The organism is Streptomyces sp. SS7, assembly GCF_037993025.1.
In the GTDB taxonomy this organism is placed as follows: Bacteria; Actinomycetota; Actinomycetes; order Streptomycetales; family Streptomycetaceae; genus Streptomyces.
On sequence record NZ_CP141223.1, the window covers coordinates 8077952 to 8096578 of the forward strand.

General features: G+C 71.2%; 17 protein-coding genes. 16 read left to right on the forward strand and 1 reads right to left on the reverse strand.

Annotated elements, in window-relative coordinates; all coding sequences use genetic code 11:
• The first annotated feature begins 7 nt into the window (after positions 1-7).
• From ruvX to nusB, 10 genes are all read left to right on the forward strand, one after another.
• Positions 8-472 carry a Holliday junction resolvase RuvX gene (gene ruvX, locus U5640_RS37165; protein WP_340382997.1) on the forward strand — a complete coding sequence of 155 codons (465 nt, stop codon included), beginning with the start codon at positions 8-10 and terminating at the stop codon, positions 470-472.
• A 123-nt stretch (positions 473-595) separates the two neighbouring features.
• Positions 596-2425 carry an endolytic transglycosylase MltG gene (mltG, locus tag U5640_RS37170; RefSeq protein ID WP_340382999.1) on the forward strand — a complete coding sequence of 610 codons (1830 nt, stop codon included), beginning with the start codon at positions 596-598 and terminating at the stop codon, positions 2423-2425.
• Positions 2406-3260, forward strand: a complete 855-nt coding sequence (locus U5640_RS37175; RefSeq protein ID WP_340383001.1) for a shikimate dehydrogenase — start codon at positions 2406-2408, stop codon at positions 3258-3260. Before mltG ends, U5640_RS37175 begins: the two co-directional genes overlap by 20 nt.
• A gap of 193 nt (positions 3261-3453) precedes the next feature.
• Positions 3454-4638: a chorismate synthase gene (aroC, locus tag U5640_RS37180; RefSeq protein ID WP_340383003.1), complete on the forward strand. Its 1185-nt coding sequence runs from the start codon at positions 3454-3456 to the stop codon at positions 4636-4638.
• A complete protein-coding gene (locus U5640_RS37185) occupies positions 4635-5150 on the forward strand; it encodes a shikimate kinase (protein WP_340383005.1) in 516 nt (171 codons plus the stop codon). Before aroC ends, U5640_RS37185 begins: the two co-directional genes overlap by 4 nt.
• Positions 5147-6244 (forward strand): 3-dehydroquinate synthase, encoded by a 1098-nt coding sequence (aroB, locus tag U5640_RS37190; RefSeq protein ID WP_340383007.1) that lies wholly within the window; start codon positions 5147-5149, stop codon positions 6242-6244. Before U5640_RS37185 ends, aroB begins: the two co-directional genes overlap by 4 nt.
• 167 nt (positions 6245-6411) lie before the next feature.
• Complete coding sequence (locus U5640_RS37195; protein WP_340383009.1) at positions 6412-7320, forward strand: Pro-rich N-terminal domain-containing protein; 909 nt, start codon at positions 6412-6414, stop codon at positions 7318-7320.
• 91 nt (positions 7321-7411) lie between these two features.
• Positions 7412-8524, forward strand: a complete 1113-nt coding sequence (locus tag U5640_RS37200) for an aminopeptidase P family protein (RefSeq protein ID WP_340383011.1) — start codon at positions 7412-7414, stop codon at positions 8522-8524.
• 211 nt (positions 8525-8735) lie between these two features.
• Positions 8736-9302 carry an elongation factor P gene (gene efp / locus U5640_RS37205; protein ID WP_055634988.1) on the forward strand — a complete coding sequence of 189 codons (567 nt, stop codon included), beginning with the start codon at positions 8736-8738 and terminating at the stop codon, positions 9300-9302.
• A gap of 2 nt (positions 9303-9304) precedes the next feature.
• Entirely contained in the window at positions 9305-9739 is a 435-nt protein-coding gene (gene nusB / locus U5640_RS37210; RefSeq protein WP_340383014.1) for a transcription antitermination factor NusB, read from the forward strand.
• 142 nt (positions 9740-9881) lie between these two features.
• On the opposite strand, the gene bldD is transcribed toward nusB, so the two are convergent.
• Positions 9882-10382, reverse strand: a complete 501-nt coding sequence (bldD, locus tag U5640_RS37215; RefSeq protein WP_020128858.1) for a transcriptional regulator BldD — start codon at positions 10380-10382, stop codon at positions 9882-9884.
• Positions 10383-10635: 253 nt separating this feature from the next.
• Here bldD and pyrR point away from each other — a divergent pair, with 253 nt between their 5' ends.
• The 6 genes from pyrR (at position 10636) to carB (ending at position 18601) form a co-directional block, all read left to right on the forward strand.
• Complete coding sequence (gene pyrR / locus U5640_RS37220; RefSeq protein WP_340383020.1) at positions 10636-11202, forward strand: bifunctional pyr operon transcriptional regulator/uracil phosphoribosyltransferase PyrR; 567 nt, start codon at positions 10636-10638, stop codon at positions 11200-11202.
• A gap of 86 nt (positions 11203-11288) precedes the next feature.
• Entirely contained in the window at positions 11289-12269 is a 981-nt protein-coding gene (locus U5640_RS37225; RefSeq protein WP_067250022.1) for an aspartate carbamoyltransferase catalytic subunit, read from the forward strand.
• Positions 12270-12275: 6 nt separating this feature from the next.
• Entirely contained in the window at positions 12276-13562 is a 1287-nt protein-coding gene (locus U5640_RS37230; RefSeq protein WP_340383023.1) for a dihydroorotase, read from the forward strand.
• Positions 13559-14149 (forward strand): hypothetical protein, encoded by a 591-nt coding sequence (locus tag U5640_RS37235; RefSeq protein WP_340383025.1) that lies wholly within the window; start codon positions 13559-13561, stop codon positions 14147-14149. The genes U5640_RS37230 and U5640_RS37235 overlap by 4 nt, the downstream gene beginning before the upstream one ends.
• Positions 14146-15300, forward strand: coding sequence for a glutamine-hydrolyzing carbamoyl-phosphate synthase small subunit (gene carA, locus U5640_RS37240; protein ID WP_340383027.1), 1155 nt, complete (start codon positions 14146-14148; stop codon positions 15298-15300). The genes U5640_RS37235 and carA overlap by 4 nt, the downstream gene beginning before the upstream one ends.
• Positions 15293-18601: a carbamoyl-phosphate synthase large subunit gene (gene carB / locus U5640_RS37245; RefSeq protein ID WP_340383029.1), complete on the forward strand. Its 3309-nt coding sequence runs from the start codon at positions 15293-15295 to the stop codon at positions 18599-18601. The genes carA and carB overlap by 8 nt, the downstream gene beginning before the upstream one ends.
• Positions 18602-18627: the final 26 nt, after the last annotated feature.

Sequence of the window (18627 nt, forward strand, 5' to 3'; positions counted from 1 at the left end):
CGAGCCCATGCGCAGGGGCCGTCGACTCGCGATCGATGTCGGGGACGCCAGGATCGGGGTCGCCTCGTGCGACCCCGACGGGATCCTCGCCACCCCCGTGGAGACGGTCCCCGGCCGGGACCTCCCGGCGGCCCACCGGCGGCTCAGGCAACTCGTCGAGGAGTACGAGCCGATCGAGGTCGTCGTCGGTCTCCCCCGCTCCCTGAAGGGGGGCGAGGGCCCGGCCGCGGTAAAGGTTCGCGGCTTCGCGCAGGAGCTGGCGAAGGGCATCGCCCCGGTCTCCGTACGCCTGGTGGACGAGCGGATGACGACCGTGACGGCCAGTCAGGGCCTGCGCGCATCGGGGGTGAAGGCCAAGAAGGGCCGGTCGGTGATCGACCAGGCAGCCGCTGTGATCATCCTTCAGCAGGCCCTGGAATCCGAACGGGTGTCAGGTAAAGCACCGGGCGAGGGCGTCGAAGTGGTCATCTGATCGCGATACGGTAACGTTCCGCGCGATGCGGCGGTGTTCGAACAGCCGCCGCACAGAGAGAGGCGGAACGGTGACGGACCTGGGAAGGCCGCGTGATCGCCGCCTCGCGGCTCTAGGGGATCGATGACTGAGTATGGCCGGGGCCCAGGCTCCGAACCGTGGCATCCCGAGGACCCGTTGTACGGGGACGGCGGATGGGACGGGCAGCAGCAGGCCCACCCGGGCCATCAGCCTGCCTACGGCGGCCAGCCGCAGCACCACCACTACCCGCAGCAGCCGCAGCAGCCGGGATACGGCGACTGGGGCAACGGACAGGCGCAGCAGTACGACCAGCAGGCGTACGGTCAGCAGCAGTATCCGCAGCAGCCCTACGACCCCCAGCAGCCCTACGACCCCCAGCAGTACCAGCAGCAGTACGTCCCGCAGGGGCCCGCGCAGGTCCCCGGCCAGGGGCAGCAGGGGTACCACGAGGGCTACCAGGAAGGCGGCTGGGACGGCACCGGCACGCACGCGCACATGCCGTACGCCGCCGACCCCGGTGACCCGTACGGACAGCAGCCCGCCGCGTACGGCGCCGAGCAGCCCGACTTCTACGGCACGCCCGACGCCTACCCGCCGCCGGAGCCGCCGGCCCGGCGGGGCCCCGAACCGGAGCCGGAGCCCGAGGGGGCGACGGAGCCGGAGGGCGAACGGGAACCCGACTGGGACCCGGGCTCCGACCAGGGCGAGCACGCGTTCTTCGCGGGCGGGGGCGCCGACGACGAGCACCAGGACGACGACGAACCCGACGGCCGCGGGGGCCGCAGGGGGCGCGCCGGCAAGGACGTCACGGCAGGCAAACCGGGCAAGGGAAAGCCGGGCAAGGGCAAGAAGAAGAGCCGCAACGGCGTCGCCTGCCTGGTCGTCGTACTGGTGTTCGCCGGTGGTATCGGCGGCGTCGGCTATGCCGGTTACCACTTCTACAAGAATCGTTACGGCGCACCCCCGGACTATTCGGGCAACGGTACGAATCAGTCGGTCAGTATCCAGGTGCCCGAGGGGACGGGCGGCGCGGGCATCGGCCGGCTGCTGAAGGACGCCGGGGTCGTCAAGAGTGTCGACGCCTTCGTCTCCGCGGCCACGAACAATCCCAACGGGGACAAGATCCAGGCGGGCGCGTACATTCTGAAGAAGGAGATGTCCGCGAAGGCCGCCGTCGAGATGATGCTCGACGGGGACAGCCAGGCCAATGTGATGGTGGTGCCCGGCCAGCGCAATGTGAAGGTCTACGCGGTCATCGACCAGAAACTCGACCTCTCCGCCGGCACCACCCGCAAGGTCGCCGAGAAGGAATGGAAAACCCTCGGACTGCCCTCCTGGGCGAACGACAACAGCAAGATAAAGGACCCCCTGGAGGGCTTCCTCTTCCCGGGGACCTATCCCGCGGCCAAGGGCATGAAGCCCGAGGCGGTGCTGAAGGCGATGGTGGCCGGCGCCACGAAGAAGTACGCGGCGTACGACCTGGAGGCCAAGGCCAAGTCGTTCAAGCTGGACAGCCCGCTCCAGTTGGTCACGGTCGCGAGCCTGGTCCAGGCCGAGGGCAAGACCGAGGACGACTACCGCAAGATGGCGGAGGTGATCTACAACCGCCTCGACCGCGCGAACCCCGAGACGTACGGATTCCTCCAGTTCGACTCGACCTTCAACTACCTGAGGGGCGAAAGCAACATCGAGATCAGCGAGTCGGAGATCAACAGCAACAAGGACCCGTACAACACCTACACGAACAAGGGCCTGCCGCCCGGACCGATCGGCAACCCCGGCGATGTCGCCATCAAGGCGATGCTGAATCCGACCGACGACGGCTGGTACTACTTCGTGGCGACGGACGGGGTGAGCAAGACCGAATTCGCCAAGACGCACGCGCAATTCCAGAAGCTCAAGGAAAAGTTCAATGAGAGCACGGGCAACTGAAGCCCGCCGGGCCGCCGTTCTCGGCAGTCCCATCGCCCACTCCCTCTCTCCGGTGCTGCACCGCGCCGCCTACGAGGCGCTCGAACTCACCGCATGGACGTACGACCGCTTCGAGATCGATGAAGCCGCACTGCCCGGCTTCGTCGAGGGGCTCGGCGCGGAGTGGGCCGGGCTGTCCCTGACCATGCCGCTCAAGCGGGCCGTGATCCCGCTGCTCGACGAGATCAGCGAGACGGCCGCGTCCGTGGACGCGGTCAACACCCTGGTGTTCACCGAGGACGGCCGGCGCGTCGGCGACAACACCGACATCCCCGGCATGGCCGCCGCGCTGCGCGAGCACGGCGTCGAACAGGTCGACTCGGCCGCGATCCTCGGCGCCGGAGCCACCGCGTCCTCCGCGCTCGCGGCGCTCGCCCGGGTCTGCTCCGGCGAGATCGTCGCCTACGTCCGCAGCGCGGCCCGCGCCGACGAGATGCGCCAGTGGGGCGAGCGCCTGGACGTCGAGGTCCGCATCGCCGACTGGTCCGAGGCCGCCGACGCCCTGCGCTTCCCCCTCGTGATCGCCACCACCCCGGCCGGGGCGACCGACGCCCTGGCGGCCGCGGTGCCCGGGCGGCCCGCCACCCTCTTCGACGTGCTCTACGACCCCTGGCCGACCGAGCTGGCCGCCCGCTGGTCCATGTTCGGCGGCGCCGTCGTCAGCGGCCTCGACCTCCTCGTCCACCAGGCCGTGCTCCAGGTGGAACAGATGACCGGCATCACCCCGGCACCGCTGGAGGCGATGCGCAAGGCGGGAGAGCACGCGCTCGCCTCCCGGCAGACGGCCCGGCCGTGACGGCGGCCGGCGCCGGCGACTGAGCCGCCGTGCCCGCGGCCGTTTCGTCCGCCCAATGGACCGTGCGCCCGATCCGTGCCCCGGACGTGGGAGGATCGAGGTGGCTGGCCGGAGCCGCGCACCCGGCCGGACCGAGGACGTACGCGAGGACGCGCGTAGGGCAGTACCGGGGCGCGAGCACTGAGGAGCATCGTTGAGCAGGCTGCGTTGGCTGACCGCGGGAGAGTCCCACGGTCCCGCACTTGTCGCGACGCTGGAGGGCCTTCCCGCCGGCGTGCCGATCACCACGGAGATGGTGGCCGACCATCTCGCGCGGCGGCGGCTCGGCTACGGACGCGGCGCGCGGATGAAGTTCGAGCGCGACGAGGTCACCTTCCTCGGCGGCGTCCGGCACGGCCTCACCCTCGGCTCCCCGATCGCGATCATGGTGGGCAACACCGAGTGGCCCAAGTGGGACCAGGTCATGTCGGCCGACCCGGTCGACCCCGAGATCCTCGCCGGCCTCGCCCGCAACGCCCCGCTGACCCGCCCCCGCCCCGGCCACGCCGACCTCGCGGGCATGCAGAAGTACGGCTTCGACGAGGCCCGCCCGATCCTGGAGCGCGCCTCCGCCCGCGAGACCGCCGCCCGCGTCGCCCTCGGCGCCGTCGCCCGCTCGTACCTCAAGGAGACCGCCGGCATCGAGATCGTCTCGCACGTGGTGGAGCTGGCGGCCGCCAAGGCCCCCTACGGCGTCCTGCCGACCCCCGCCGACGTGGCGAAGCTGGACGCCGACCCGGTGCGCTGCCTGGACACGGACGCCTCGAAGGCGATGGTCGCGGAGATCGACCAGGCCCACAAGGACGGCGACACCCTCGGCGGCGTCGTCGAGGTCCTGGCGTACGACGTCCCCGTCGGCCTCGGCTCGCACGTGCACTGGGACCGTCGCCTCGACGCCCGGCTCGCCGCCGCGCTCATGGGCATCCAGGCCATCAAGGGCGTCGAGGTCGGCGACGGCTTCGACCTCGCGCGCGTGCCCGGCTCCAAGGCCCACGACGAGATCCTCACCACCCCCGAGGGCATCCGCCGCTCCTCCGGCCGCTCCGGCGGCACCGAGGGCGGTCTGACCACCGGCGAGCTGCTGCGCGTGCGGGCCGCGATGAAGCCCATCGCCACCGTGCCGCGCGCCCTGCGGACGGTCGACGTGACCACCGGCGAGCAGGCCCAGGCCCACCACCAGCGCTCCGACGTGTGCGCGGTCCCCGCGGCCGGCATCGTCGCCGAGGCGATGGTGGCGCTCGTCCTCGCGGACGCGGTCGCGGAGAAGTTCGGCGGCGACAGCGTCCCCGAGACCCGCCGCAACGTCCGGTCCTACCTCGACCACCTGCACATCCGATGAGCGGGCCCCTGATCGTCCTGGTCGGCCCGATGGGCGTCGGCAAGTCCACCGTCGGGCAGCTGCTCGCCGAGCGGCTCGGCGCCGGCTTCCGGGACACCGACGACGACATCGTCGCCGCGCAGGGCCGCAGCATCGCGGAGATCTTCGTCGACGAGGGCGAGGAGGCGTTCCGCGCGATCGAGAAGCAGGCCGTGCGCCGCGCCCTCGCCGAGCACACGGGCGTCCTGGCCCTCGGCGGCGGCTCGGTCCTCGACGCGGACAGCCGCGCCCTCCTCGCGGACCGGCGCGTGGTCTATCTGTCGATGGACGTCGAGGAGGCGGTCCAGCGCACCGGTCTCAACGCGGCCCGCCCGCTGCTCGCGGTCAACCCGCGCAAGCAGTGGCGCGAGCTGATGGAGGCCCGCCGCGGCCTGTACGAGGAGGTCGCCACCGCCGTGGTGGCGACGGACGGCCGTACCCCCGAAGAGGTCACCCGAGCCGCCCTGGACGCACTGGAGTTGAAGGAAGCATGAGCAGCAGTGAGGCGGTGACCCGGATCCGGGTCGGCGGCAGCGCGGGCTCCGAGCCGTACGAGGTCCTGGTGGGCCGTCAGCTCCTCGGCGAACTCGCCGGGCTGATCGGCCCCCGGGCCAAGCGTGTCGCCGTGATCCACCCCGAGGCCCTCGCCGAGACCGGTGACGCGCTCCGCGCCGACCTGGCCGGACAGGGCTACGACGCCGTCGCCATCCAGGTGCCCAACGCCGAGGAGGCCAAGACCGCCGAGGTCGCCGCGTACTGCTGGAAGGCGCTCGGCCAGTCCGGCTTCACCCGCACCGACGTCGTCGTCGGCGTCGGCGGCGGCGCCACCACGGACCTCGCCGGGTTCGTGGCCGCCACCTGGCTGCGCGGGGTGCGCTGGATCGCCGTACCGACCACCGTGCTCGCCATGGTGGACGCGGCCGTGGGCGGCAAGACCGGCATCAACACCGCCGAGGGCAAGAACCTCGTCGGCGCCTTCCACCCGCCGGCCGGGGTGCTGTGCGACCTGGCCGCACTGGACTCCCTCCCGGTCCACGACTACGTCTCCGGGCTCGCCGAGATCATCAAGGCCGGTTTCATCGCCGACCCCGCCATCCTCGACCTCATCGAGTCCGACCCCGAGGCCGCCCGCACCCCGGCCGGTCCGCACACCGCCGAACTGATCGAACGCTCCATCAAGGTCAAGGCGGACGTCGTCTCCTCCGACCTCAAGGAGTCGGGCCTGCGGGAGATCCTCAACTACGGCCACACCCTCGCGCACGCCATCGAGAAGAACGAGCGCTACAAGTGGCGGCACGGGGCGGCCGTGTCCGTCGGCATGCACTTCGCCGCCGAACTGGGCCGCCTCGCGGGCCGCCTGGACGACGCGACGGCCGACCGCCACCGCACCATCCTGGAGTCCGTCGGCCTGCCCCTGCACTACCGCCACGACCAGTGGCCCAAGCTGCTGGAGACCATGAAGGTCGACAAGAAGTCGCGGGGCGACCTGCTGCGCTTCATCGTGCTCGACGGGCTCGCCAAGCCGACCGTCCTGGAGGGCCCCGACCCGGCCGTCCTCCTCGCCGCCTACGGCGAAGTCGGCCAGTAAGTCCCGAGGGACCCCTTCCGCCCGATTCGCCTTCCGCACCGGGCACTTCGGACCGCCCCCGGCCGTTCACCGAACGACGGCCGGGGGCGGTACCGTTCAGAATCGAAAACGGGGCGCACACCCCCGCAGTCAGCGCCCATTGCCTGTACGAGACGGAGTGGCACCGGATGCAGCACGCAGTGGGTTCTCCGCTGCCGCCGCCCCACCAGCCGGGGCACGGTCCGGCCGACGGCTGGTCGCCGGCCGCACAACACCCGGGCCCGCACCGGCCGGGCAGCCCCCCGCACCAGCCGGGCGGCGCCCCCCACCACCAGCCGGGCTACCTCGGCGCCCCGCCGCCCTCCGGGCCCGTCCCGCCCGCGCCCCGGCCTCCCGTGCCGCCCGTGCCGCCGCCCTCGGCCCCGCAGCACGTCCCCGTGCCGCACGGCACCGACGTCACCGGCCATGTCCCGCTGCCGCCCGGCGGCCCCGTCGCGATGCCCACGGTGGCGCCGACCGCACCCGGGCCGGACCTCGCGACCACCACCGTCGCGGTGCTGCTCATCGGCCCCGCGGGCGCCGGGAAGACCAGCGTCGCCAAGTTCTGGGCCGACCACCGCCGGGTGCCCACCGCCCACGTCAGCCTGGACGACGTCCGCGAATGGGTCCGCTCGGGCTTCGCCGACCCGCAGCGCGGCTGGAACGACCACTCCGAGGCCCAGTACCGCCTGGCCCGCCGCACCTGCGGCTTCGCCGCCCGCAACTTCCTCGCCAACGGCATCTCCTGCATCCTCGACGACGCGATCTTCCCCGACCGTCCCGTCGTCGGCCTCGGCGGCTGGAAGCGCCACGTGGGCCCCGGCCTCCTCCCGGTCGTCCTCCTGCCCGGCCTGGAGGTCGTCCTGGACCGCAACGCCCAGCGCTCCGGCAACCGCCGCCTCACCGACGAGGAGGTCGCCCGTATCCACGGCCGCATGGCCGGCTGGTACGGCTCCGGCCTCCCGATCATCGACAACTCCCACCTCGACGTCCCCTCGACCGCCAAGGTCCTCGACGACGTCCTGTCGAGGGCGATCGCCAGCCCGCCGAAGTGGTGACGGACCACCCGCACCGGACCGGCACCGGACCGCGCACCCCACTCGGCCCTCCCAACCGGCACAAAACCCCCACCCCTCATACGCTCGACTCATGTCAGAGATGTACGCGTCACGCCGCAAGCGACTGAGGGACCGCTGCAACGCCGGCGGCAGCACAGCCGCGCTCATCTCCCGCCCGGCCAATGTGAGGTACCTCGCGGGCGCCGCCCCCAAGGCGGCCGTCCTGCTCCTGGGCAGACGCGAGGAGGAGGACCTCCTCGTCTGCCCCGGCCCGCCCGACGACCGTCCCGGCGAGGCCCGTCCCGACGAACGGCTCAGGACGCGCTCCCTGCCCCGGGCCGGCGGCGACCCCGCCGTAGCCGCCGCGGACATCCTCACGGCGGAGGGCGGCGACTCCCTCGCGGTCGAGGAGCACCACCTCACGGTGGCCCGCCACCGCGCCCTGCGCTCGGTCGCGCCCCGCCTGCGCCTCGCGGACCTCGGCAGCGCCGTCGAACAGCTCCGCGTCGTCAAGGACGAGGAGGAGATCTCCTGCCTCCGGGTCGGCGCCGAGATCGCCGACCAGGCCCTCGGCGAACTCCTCGAGTCGATCCTCGTCGGCCGGACCGAGCGGCACCTCGCCCTCGAACTCGAGCGCAGGCTCGTCGACCACGGCGCCGACGGCCCCGCGTTCCCCACCTCGGTGGCGACCGGCCCGAACGCCGGCCGGCCGGGCCACCGCCCCACGGACCGACGGGTCGAGGAGGGCGACTTCCTCTCGGTCTGCCTCGGCGCCGCCTATCGCGGCTACCGCTGCGAGATCGGCCGTACCTTCGTCATCGGTACGTCCCCCGCGGACTGGCAGATCGAGCTGTACGACCTCGTCTTCGCAGCCCAGCGCGCCGGGCGCGAGTCCCTGGCCCCCGGCGCGGCCTACCGTGACGTGGACCGTGCCGCCCGCCAGGTACTGGACTCCGCGGGGTACGCACAGGCCCTCCCGGCACTCACCGGGCACGGGGTCGGACTCGAAATCGACGAGGACCCGCAGTTGACTCCCGCGGCCATGGGTAAACTGGACGCTTGCGTGCCGGTCACCGTCGAACCGGGGGTCCACCTCCCGGGCCGGGGCGGTGTCCGGATCGATGACACGCTCGTCGTACGCCCCGAGGCGGACGGCGGACCCGAGCTACTCACCATCACGACCAAGGAGCTGCTCGCGCTCTAGCGACACCAGGGAAGTTCAGGCACATTCCCACGCCGCCCGGCACGCACTCTCGCCGCACCGGCCGAAGGCCCCAGTAGCTCCGCTACGAGGACCTTCACCCGGCGCACCGAGAGCACGCACCGAACGACGCGGGAGCGCACCCGCCCTTCCCCGGCGCCGCTGAGGTGCGTGCCCCGGGGTCGTCCACGTCAGTCCAGGAGATTCCGCAACCGTGGCTTCCACGAACGACCTCAAGAACGGCCTGGTGCTCAAGCTCGAAGGCGGCCAGCTCTGGTCCGTCGTCGAGTTCCAGCACGTCAAGCCCGGCAAGGGCCCGGCCTTCGTGCGCACCAAGCTCAAGAACGTGCTGTCCGGCAAGGTGGTCGACAAGACCTTCAACGCCGGCGTCAAGGTCGAGACGGCCACTGTCGACAAGAGCGACATGCAGTTCTCGTACATGGACGGCGAGTACTTCGTCTTCATGGACATGGAGACCTACGACCAGCTGCACATCGACCGCAAGACCGTCGGCGACGCCGCGAACTTCCTGGTCGAGGGCTTCGAGGCCACCGTCGCCCGGCACGAGGGCGAGGTGCTCTTCGTCGAGCTGCCGGCCGCCGTCGAGCTGACCGTCGCCGAGACCGAGCCGGGCCTCCAGGGCGACCGCTCCACCGGTGGCACCAAGCCCGCCACCCTGGAGACCGGTCACCAGATCCAGGTCCCGCTCTTCATCACCACCGGTGAGAAGATCAAGGTCGACACCCGCAGCAGCGACTACCTCGGCCGGGTGAACAGCTAACCGTGGCTGCCCGCAACACGGCCCGCAAGCGCGCCTTCCAGATCCTCTTCGAGGGCGACCAGCGCGGAGCCGACGTCCTCACGGTCCTCGCGGACTGGGTCCGGCACTCCCGGGCCGACACCCGGCAGCCGCCGGTGAGCGAGTACACGATGCAGCTGGTCGAGGGCTACGCGGACCACGTGAAGCGGATCGACGAGCTGATCGCGCAGTACTCCGTCGGCTGGACCCTCGACCGGATGCCGGTCGTCGACCGCAACATCCTGCGGCTCGGCGCCTACGAGCTGATCTGGGTCGACGAGACCCCGGACGCCGTCGTCATCGACGAGATGGTGCAGCTGGCCAAGGAGTTCTCCACGGACGACTCCCCGTCGTTCGTCAACGGCCTGCTCGCCCGGCTGAAGGAGCTCAAGCCGACGCTCCGCCGCGACGGGGCATAGACGGTCACGACACCAGCGTCGGAGGGCCCACAGCGCATGCTGTGGGCCCTCCGACGCTGGTACGGCACAAAAAGCCGGGGTGGCCGGAACCCATAGGTTCCGGCCACCCCGGCGGCACGTTTCTGCTGGGCCGCGGAGCGGCTCAGCCCTCCTCGTGGGAGACCGCGCGGCGCGCGTCCGCGTCCAGCACGCCCCAGCTGATCAGCTGCTCGGTCAGGACCGAGGGCGACTGGTCGTAGATGACGGCGAGGGTGCGCAGGTCGTCCTGGCGGATCGACAGCACCTTGCCGTTGTAGTCACCGCGCTGGGACTGGATCGTCGCCGCGTAGCGCTGCAGGGGACCCGCCTTCTCGACCGGCACATGGGCCAGTCGCTCCAGGTCCAGGACCAGCTTCGGCGGCGGCTCGGCCGCCCCGCCCGGGGTGGTGCCCGGCAGCAGTTCCTGCACGGGGACGCCGTAGAAGTCCGCCAGCTCGGCGAGGCGCTGCACGGTCACGGCGCGGTCGCCGCGCTCGTACGAACCGACCACGACCGCCTTCCAGCGTCCCTGGGACTTCTCCTCGACACCGTGGAGGGAAAGGCCCTGCTGGGTGCGGATCGCCCGGAGCTTGGCCCCGAGCTGTTTGGCGTATTCGCTGGACATATAGCTCCCCGGCACTGGGTCGACGCGGTCGGCATGGGTTCCGTACCGCGCGGCTGGTAACTCATTGTGAGGTTACGCAGCGTGATTCTTCTGCGTCAAGCCGAATGGTCCACACCGACTCTTCCGTGGTATCGATGGCCGATTACTCCATAGGGGTGATCAGGGCCGTCCCGGCGGGCTGCTACGGTGGATGGCGCAAACCCGACGTCCTTTAAGATCCGTCCCGTGAGGCGGAGAAGGAGGTCCGTTCCGTATGGACAGGCTCGACTCCCACACCTCCGATGCGCGGCCCGTGCTCGAAGGCCCCGACATCGCGCGGGTCCTCACCCGCATCGCCCACGAGATCGTCGAACGCGCCAAGGGCGCCGACGACGTGGTGCTCCTCGGCATCCCGACCCGCGGCGTGTTCCTCGCCCAGCGGCTCGCCGCCAAGCTCGAGGAGATCACCGACCGCAAGATCCCGGTCGGCTCGCTCGACATCACCATGTACCGCGACGACCTGCGCATGCACCCGCCGCGTGCGCTGGCCCGCACCGAGATCCCCGGTGACGGCATCGACGGCAAGCTGGTCGTCCTCGTCGACGACGTGCTCTTCTCCGGCCGCACCATCCGCGCCGCCCTCGACGCCCTGAACGACATCGGGCGCCCCCGCGCGGTCCAGCTCGCGGTCCTCGTCGACCGCGGTCACCGCGAACTGCCCATCCGCGCCGACTACGTCGGCAAGAACCTCCCCACGTCGCTGCGGGAGACGGTCAAGGTCCAGCTCGCCGAGGAGGACGGTCGCGACACCGTGCTGCTCGGTGTGAAGCAGACCCCGTAGCGGACGGAGCCCGGCACGCCCCCTCGGCGTGCCCTCGCCTGCCCGGAATCTCCCCAATTCGTGAACTGCCTTACGGAGCCTGACAGATGCAGCGTCATCTCATCTCGGCCGCCGACCTCTCCCGCGACGACGCCGTCCTGATCCTCGACACCGCCGAGGAGATGGCCCGGGTGGCCGACCGGCCCATCAAGAAACTGCCGACCCTGCGCGGCCGCACGATCGTCAACCTCTTCTTCGAGGACTCCACGCGCACGCGTATCTCGTTCGAGGCCGCCGAGAAGCGTCTCTCCGCGGACGTCATCAACTTCTCCGCCAAGGGCTCCAGCGTGTCCAAGGGCGAGTCCCTGAAGGACACCGCCCAGACGCTGGAGGCCATGGGCGTCGACGCCGTGGTCATCCGGCACGGCGCCTCCGGGGCCCCCTACCGCCTCGCCAACTCCGGCTGGATCGACGCCGCCGTCGTCAATGCGGGCGACGGCACCCACCAGCACCCCACCCAGGCCCTGCTCGACGCCTTCACCATGCGCCGGAGGCTGGTCGGCCGGGACGCCGGGCTCGGCCGCGACCTCGCCGGCAAGCGGATCACCCTCGTCGGTGACGTGCTGCACAGCCGGGTCGCCCGTTCCAACGTCGACCTGCTGCACACCCTCGGCGCCGAGGTCACCCTCGTCGCCCCGCCCACGCTGGTGCCGGTCGGCGTGGAGCACTGGCCCTGCGAGGTGTCGTACGACCTCGACGCCGTCCTGCCCAAGTCGGACGCCGTGATGATGCTCCGCGTCCAGCGCGAACGCATGAACGCCGCCTTCTTCCCGACCGAGCGCGAGTACTCGCGGCGCTACGGCCTCGACGGCGACCGCATGGCGCGGATGCCCGAGCACGCCATCGTGATGCACCCCGGCCCGATGGTCCGCGGCATGGAGATCACCGCCGAGGTCGCCGACTCCGACCGCTGCACCGTCGTCGAACAGGTCGCCAACGGCGTGTCGATCCGGATGGCCGTCCTCTATCTGCTCCTGGGCGGCAACGAACCCGCCGTCAGCCACGCCCGTACCACCGAGGAGAAGTAAGAACCCATGAGCAAGATCCTGATCCGTGGTGCGAAGGTGCTCGGCGGCGAGCCGCAGGACGTGCTGATCGACGGCGCCGTCATCGCCGAGGTGGGCACCGGCCTGAGCGCCGAGGGCGCCGAGGTCGTCGAGGCCGCCGGCAAGGTGCTGCTGCCGGGCCTGGTCGACCTGCACACCCATCTGCGCGAGCCGGGCCGCGAGGACTCCGAGACCGTGCTGACCGGCACGCGCGCGGCGGCCTCCGGCGGCTACACCGCCGTGTTCGCCATGGCTAACACCTTCCCCGTGGCCGACACGGCCGGCGTGGTCGAGCAGGTCTACCGGCTCGGCCAGGAGCACGGCTACTGCGACGTACAGCCCATCGGCGCCGTCACCGTCGGCCTCGAGGGCCGCAAGCTCGCCGAGCTGGGCGCCATGCACGAGTCGGCCGCCGGCGTCACCGTCTTCTCCGACGACGGCAAGTGCGTCGACGACGCCGTGATCATGCGGCGCGCGCTGGAGTACGTGAAGGCCTTCGGCGGGGTCGTCGCCCAGCACGCGCAGGAGCCCCGGCTGACCGAGGGCGCCCAGATGAACGAGGGCGTCGTCTCCGCCGAGCTCGGCCTCGGCGGCTGGCCCGCGGTGGCTGAGGAATCGATCATCGCCCGGGACGTCCTCCTCGCCGAGCACGTCGGCTCGCGCGTCCACATCTGCCACCTGTCGACCGCCGGGTCGGTCGAGATCGTCCGCTGGGCCAAGTCCCGCGGCATCGACGTCACCGCCGAGGTCACCCCGCACCACCTGCTCCTCACCGACGAGCTGGTGCGGTCCTACAACCCCGTCTACAAGGTCAACCCGCCGCTGCGCACCGAGCGTGACGTGCGGGCCCTGCGCGAGGCCCTCGCCGACGGCACGATCGACATCGTCGCCACCGACCACGCCCCGCACCCGCACGAGGACAAGGACTGCGAGTGGGCCGCCGCCGCCATGGGGATGGTGGGCCTGGAGACCGCGCTGTCGGTGGTCCAGGAGACCATGGTGGAGACGGGCCTGCTGGACTGGGCCGGGGTCGCCGACCGGATGTCCGCCGCGCCCGCGCGGATCGGCCGGGCGCGGGGCCACGGGCGTCCCGTCTCGGCAGGTGAGCCCGCCAACCTCACGCTCGTCGACACGGCATACCGTGGGTCCGTCGACCCCGCGGGCTTCGCCTCGCGCAGCCGCAACACCCCGTACGAGGGGCGTGAGCTGCCGGGCCGTGTCACGCACACCTGGCTCCGGGGCAAGGCCACGCTCGTCGACGGGAAGCTCACGTGACATCTTCAGCACCCCTGGTGCCGGCCCTCACCGCCCTCGCGGCCGGGAAGGAATCGGCCCAGGTGACCGACTGGGCCGCGCGCATCGGCTGGGTGGTCGGCCTCGGACTCTTCGTCGCGCTCGTCTACTGGCTGATGCGCGAGGGCTGGAAGTGGCGGGGCACCCTCCAGGGCGACCTCCCGCCGCTTCCCGCCGCGCCGGACGAGCCCGGTGCGGCGAGACTGACGATGAGCGGCCGCTACCACGGCTCCACCACCGCGGGGCAGTGGCTCGACCGCATCGTGGCGCACGGCCTGGGCACCCGCAGCCGCGTCGAGCTGACGCTCACGGACGCGGGCCTGGACGTCGTACGCCCCGGCGCGACCGACTTCTTCGTCCCCGCCGGAGCACTGCGCGAGGCCCTGCTCGGCAAGGGCATCGCCGGCAAGGTCCTCACCGAGGGCGGACTGCTGGTGGTGACCTGGCAGCACGGCGACAAGCTGATCGACTCCGGTTTCCGCTCGGACCACGCGGCCGAGCACACCGAGTGGGTCGAAGCCATCAACTCCATGATCAAGAAAAACACGACGGAAGGCGCCGAACGATGACGACCTCCACCAGGGGAATCGCTTCTGCGAAGAAGGTGACTCCCGCCGTACTCGTCCTGGAGGACGGCCGGGTCTTCCGCGGCCGCGCCTACGGGGCCGTGGGGGAGACCTTCGGCGAAGCGGTGTTCTCCACCGGTATGACCGGCTACCAGGAGACCCTCACCGACCCGTCGTACGACCGCCAGATCGTGGTCGCGACCGCCCCCCAGATCGGCAACACCGGCTGGAACGACGAGGACGACGAGTCCAGCCGCATCTGGGTCTCCGGGTACGTCGTGCGCGACCCCGCGCGCGTGCCCTCCAACTGGCGCGCCCGGCGCTCCCTCGACGACGAACTGGTTGCCCAGGACATCGTCGGGATCTCCGGCATCGACACCCGCGCCCTCACCCGCCACCTCCGCGAGCGCGGCTCCATGCGGGCCGGCATCTTCTCCGGCGAGGCGGTCGGCGCCGAGACCGAGCTCCTCGCGCGCGTGCAGGCCCAGCCGCACATGAAGGGCGCCAGCCTCTTCGAGGAGGTCGCCACCAAGGAGACGTACGTCGTCCCCGCGATCGGCGAGAAGAAGTTCACCGTCGCCGCGGTCGACCTCGGCATCAAGGGCATGACCCCGCACCGCATGGCCGAGCGCGGCATCGAGGTGCACGTGCTGCCCGCCACCGCGACCGCCGACGACCTCTACGCCGTGAACCCCGACGGCGTGTTCTTCTCCAACGGCCCCGGCGACCCGTCCACCGCCGACGGCCCGGTCGCCCTCATGACCGCCGTCCTGGAGCGGAAGACCCCGCTCTTCGGCATCTGCTTCGGCAACCAGATCCTCGGCCGCGCCCTCGGCTTCGGCACCTACAAGCTGAAGTACGGCCACCGGGGCATCAACCAGCCGGTCCAGGACCGTACGACCGGCAAGGTCGAGGTCACCGCGCACAACCACGGATTCGCCGTGGACGCGCCGCTCGACCGGGTCAGCGAGACGCCCTTCGGCCGCGCCGAGGTCTCCCACGTCTGCCTCAACGACGACGTCGTGGAGGGGCTCCAGCTGCTCGACCAGCCGGGCTTCTCCGTCCAGTACCACCCCGAAGCGGCAGCCGGCCCGCACGACGCCGCCTACCTGTTCGACCGCTTCGTATCCCTGATGGAGGGCCAGCGTGCCTAAGCGCACCGATATCCAGTCCGTCCTGGTCATCGGCTCCGGCCCGATCGTCATCGGCCAGGCCGCCGAGTTCGACTACTCCGGCACCCAGGCGTGCCGCATCCTGCGGGCCGAGGGCCTCAGGGTCGTCCTGGTGAACTCCAACCCGGCGACGATCATGACCGACCCGGAGATCGCCGACGCCACCTACGTCGAGCCGATCACCCCCGAGTTCGTCGAGAAGATCATCGCCAAGGAGCGCCCCGACGCCCTCCTGCCCACCCTGGGCGGCCAGACGGCCCTCAACACCGCCATCTCGCTGCACGAGAACGGCGTCCTGGAGAAGTACGGCGTCGAGCTGATCGGCGCCAACGTGGAGGCCATCCACAAGGGCGAGGACCGCGACCTGTTCAAGGAGGTCGTGGAGGAGGTCCGCAAGAAGATCGGGCACGGCGAGTCCGCCCGCTCGGTCATCTGCCACACCATGGACGAGGTCCTCGCCGGCGTGGACACGCTCGGCGGCTACCCGGTCGTCGTGCGCCCCTCCTTCACCATGGGCGGCGCCGGCTCCGGCTTCGCCCACGACGAGGAGGAGCTGCGCCGCATCGCCGGGCAGGGCCTCACGCTCTCGCCGACCACCGAGGTGCTCCTGGAGGAGTCCATCCTCGGCTGGAAGGAGTACGAGCTGGAGCTGATGCGCGACAAGCACGACAACGTCGTGGTCGTCTGCTCCATCGAGAACTTCGACCCCATGGGCGTGCACACCGGCGACTCGATCACCGTCGCGCCCTCCATGACGCTCACCGACCGCGAGTACCAGATCCTCCGCGACATCGGCATCGCCGTGATCCGCGAGGTCGGCGTGGACACCGGCGGCTGCAACATCCAGTTCGCGGTCAACCCCGAGGACGGCCGGGTCATCGTCATCGAGATGAACCCGCGCGTGTCGCGCTCCTCCGCGCTCGCCTCCAAGGCGACCGGCTTCCCGATCGCCAAGATCGCCGCCAAGCTCGCCGTCGGCTACACGCTCGACGAGATCCCCAACGACATCACGCAGGAGACCCCGGCCTCCTTCGAGCCCACGCTCGACTACGTGGTCGTCAAGGCGCCGCGGTTCGCCTTCGAGAAGTTCCCGCAGGCCGACTCCACGCTGACCACCACCATGAAGTCGGTCGGCGAGGCCATGGCCATCGGCCGCAACTTCACCGAGGCCTTCCAGAAGGCGCTGCGCTCGCTGGAGAAGAAGGGCAGCCAGTTCACCTTCGTCGGCGAGCCCGGCGACAAGACCGCGCTCCTCGAAGAGGCCGTGCGCCCCACCGACGGCCGCATCAACACCGTCATGCAGGCCATCCGCGCGGGCGCCACCCCGGAGGAGGTCTTCGACTACACGAAGATCGACCCCTGGTTCGTCGACCAGCTCTTCCTCATCAAGGAGATCGCGGACGAGCTGGCCGCAGCCGAGCGCCTGGACGCCGACCTGCTCGCCGAGGCCAAGCGGCACGGCTTCTCCGACCAGCAGATCGGCGAGATCCGCGGCCTGCGCGAGGACGTGGTCCGCGAGGTCCGGCACGCGCTGGGCGTCCGCCCGGTCTACAAGACGGTCGACACCTGCGCCGCCGAGTTCGCCGCGAAGACCCCGTACTTCTACTCCTCCTACGACGAGGAGAGCGAGGTCGCGGCCCGCGAGAAGCCCGCGGTGATCATCCTGGGCTCCGGCCCGAACCGCATCGGCCAGGGCATCGAGTTCGACTACTCCTGCGTCCACGCCTCCTTCGCGCTGTCCGACGCCGGGTACGAGACCGTGATGGTCAACTGCAACCCGGAGACCGTCTCCACCGACTACGACACCTCCGACCGTCTGTACTTCGAGCCGCTCACGCTCGAGGACGTGCTGGAGATCGTCCACGCGGAGGCGCAGGCCGGCCCGATCGCCGGTGTCGTCGTCCAGCTCGGCGGCCAGACCCCGCTGGGTCTCGCCCAGGCGCTCAAGGACAACGGCGTGCCGATCGTCGGCACCCCGCCCGAGGCCATCCACGCGGCCGAGGACCGGGGCGCCTTCGGTCGCGTCCTCGCCGAGGCGGGCCTGCCGGCCCCCAAGCACGGCACCGCCACCACCTTCGCCGAGGCCAAGGCCATCGCCGACGAGATCGGCTACCCGGTCCTCGTCCGGCCGTCGTACGTCCTCGGCGGCCGCGGCATGGAGATCGTCTACGACGAGACCCGGCTGTCCTCCTACATCGCCGAGTCGACCGAGATCAGCCCCACCCGGCCGGTCCTCGTCGACCGCTTCCTCGACGACGCCATCGAGATCGACGTCGACGCGCTCTACGACGGCGAGGAGCTGTACCTCGGCGGCGTCATGGAGCACATCGAGGAGGCCGGCATCCACTCCGGCGACTCGGCGTGCGCCCTGCCCCCGATCACCCTCGGCGGCTTCGACATCAAGCGCCTGCGCGCCTCCACCGAGGCCATCGCCAAGGGCGTCGGTGTACGCGGGCTGATCAACATCCAGTTCGCGATGGCCGGCGACATCCTCTACGTCCTGGAGGCCAACCCGCGCGCCTCCCGCACGGTTCCCTTCACCTCGAAGGCGACCGCGGTGCCGCTGGCGAAGGCCGCCGCCCGCATCTCGCTCGGCGCGACCATCGCCGAGCTGCGGTCCGAGGGGCTGCTGCCGGGCACCGGTGACGGCGGTGAGCTGCCGCTGGACGCGCCGATCTCCGTCAAGGAGGCCGTGATGCCGTGGACCCGCTTCCGCGACACCTCCGGCCGCGGCGTGGACACCGTCCTCGGCCCGGAGATGCGCTCCACCGGCGAGGTCATGGGCATCGACTCCGTCTTCGGCACGGCGTACGCCAAGTCGCAGGCCGGCGCCTACGGGCCGCTGCCCACCAAGGGCCGCGCGTTCATCTCGGTCGCCAACCGCGACAAGCGCTCGATGATCTTCCCGGCGCGCGAGGTGGTCGGCCACGGCTTCGAGCTGCTCGCCACCTCGGGCACCGCCGAGGTCCTCCGGCGCAACGGCATCAACGCCACGGTGGTGCGCAAGCAGTCCGAGGGCACCGGCCCGAACGGCGAGAAGACCATCGTCCAGCTCATCCACGACGGCGAGGTCGACCTCATCGTCAACACCCCGTACGGCACCGGAGGCCGCCTCGACGGCTACGAGATCCGTACGGCGGCCGTGGCCCGCTCCGTGCCCTGTCTGACGACGGTCCAGGCGCTCGCCGCGGCCGTCCAGGGCATCGATGCGCTGAACCACGGCGACGTGGGCGTCCGCTCGCTCCAGGAACACGCGGAACACCTGACCGCGGCCCGCGACTAGCAGCCCTGAGGGGGACACCGGAAACG

Excerpts from the sequence above, each read along its gene's own strand:
- ruvX (WP_340382997.1), top strand. The coding sequence starts at position 8 with ATGCGCAGGGGCCGTCGACTCGCGATCGATGTCGGGGACGCCAGGATC.
- mltG (WP_340382999.1), top strand. The coding sequence starts at position 596 with ATGACTGAGTATGGCCGGGGCCCAGGCTCCGAACCGTGGCATCCCGAG.
- U5640_RS37175 (WP_340383001.1), top strand. The coding sequence starts at position 2,406 with ATGAGAGCACGGGCAACTGAAGCCCGCCGGGCCGCCGTTCTCGGCAGT.
- U5640_RS37185 (WP_340383005.1), top strand. The coding sequence starts at position 4,635 with ATGAGCGGGCCCCTGATCGTCCTGGTCGGCCCGATGGGCGTCGGCAAG.
- aroB (WP_340383007.1), top strand. The coding sequence starts at position 5,147 with ATGAGCAGCAGTGAGGCGGTGACCCGGATCCGGGTCGGCGGCAGCGCG.
- U5640_RS37195 (WP_340383009.1), top strand. The coding sequence starts at position 6,412 with ATGCAGCACGCAGTGGGTTCTCCGCTGCCGCCGCCCCACCAGCCGGGG.
- U5640_RS37200 (WP_340383011.1), top strand. The coding sequence starts at position 7,412 with ATGTCAGAGATGTACGCGTCACGCCGCAAGCGACTGAGGGACCGCTGC.
- bldD (WP_020128858.1), bottom strand. The coding sequence starts at position 10,382 with ATGTCCAGCGAATACGCCAAACAGCTCGGGGCCAAGCTCCGGGCGATC.
- pyrR (WP_340383020.1), top strand. The coding sequence starts at position 10,636 with ATGGACAGGCTCGACTCCCACACCTCCGATGCGCGGCCCGTGCTCGAA.
- U5640_RS37225 (WP_067250022.1), top strand. The coding sequence starts at position 11,289 with ATGCAGCGTCATCTCATCTCGGCCGCCGACCTCTCCCGCGACGACGCC.
- U5640_RS37230 (WP_340383023.1), top strand. The coding sequence starts at position 12,276 with ATGAGCAAGATCCTGATCCGTGGTGCGAAGGTGCTCGGCGGCGAGCCG.
- carA (WP_340383027.1), top strand. The coding sequence starts at position 14,146 with ATGACGACCTCCACCAGGGGAATCGCTTCTGCGAAGAAGGTGACTCCC.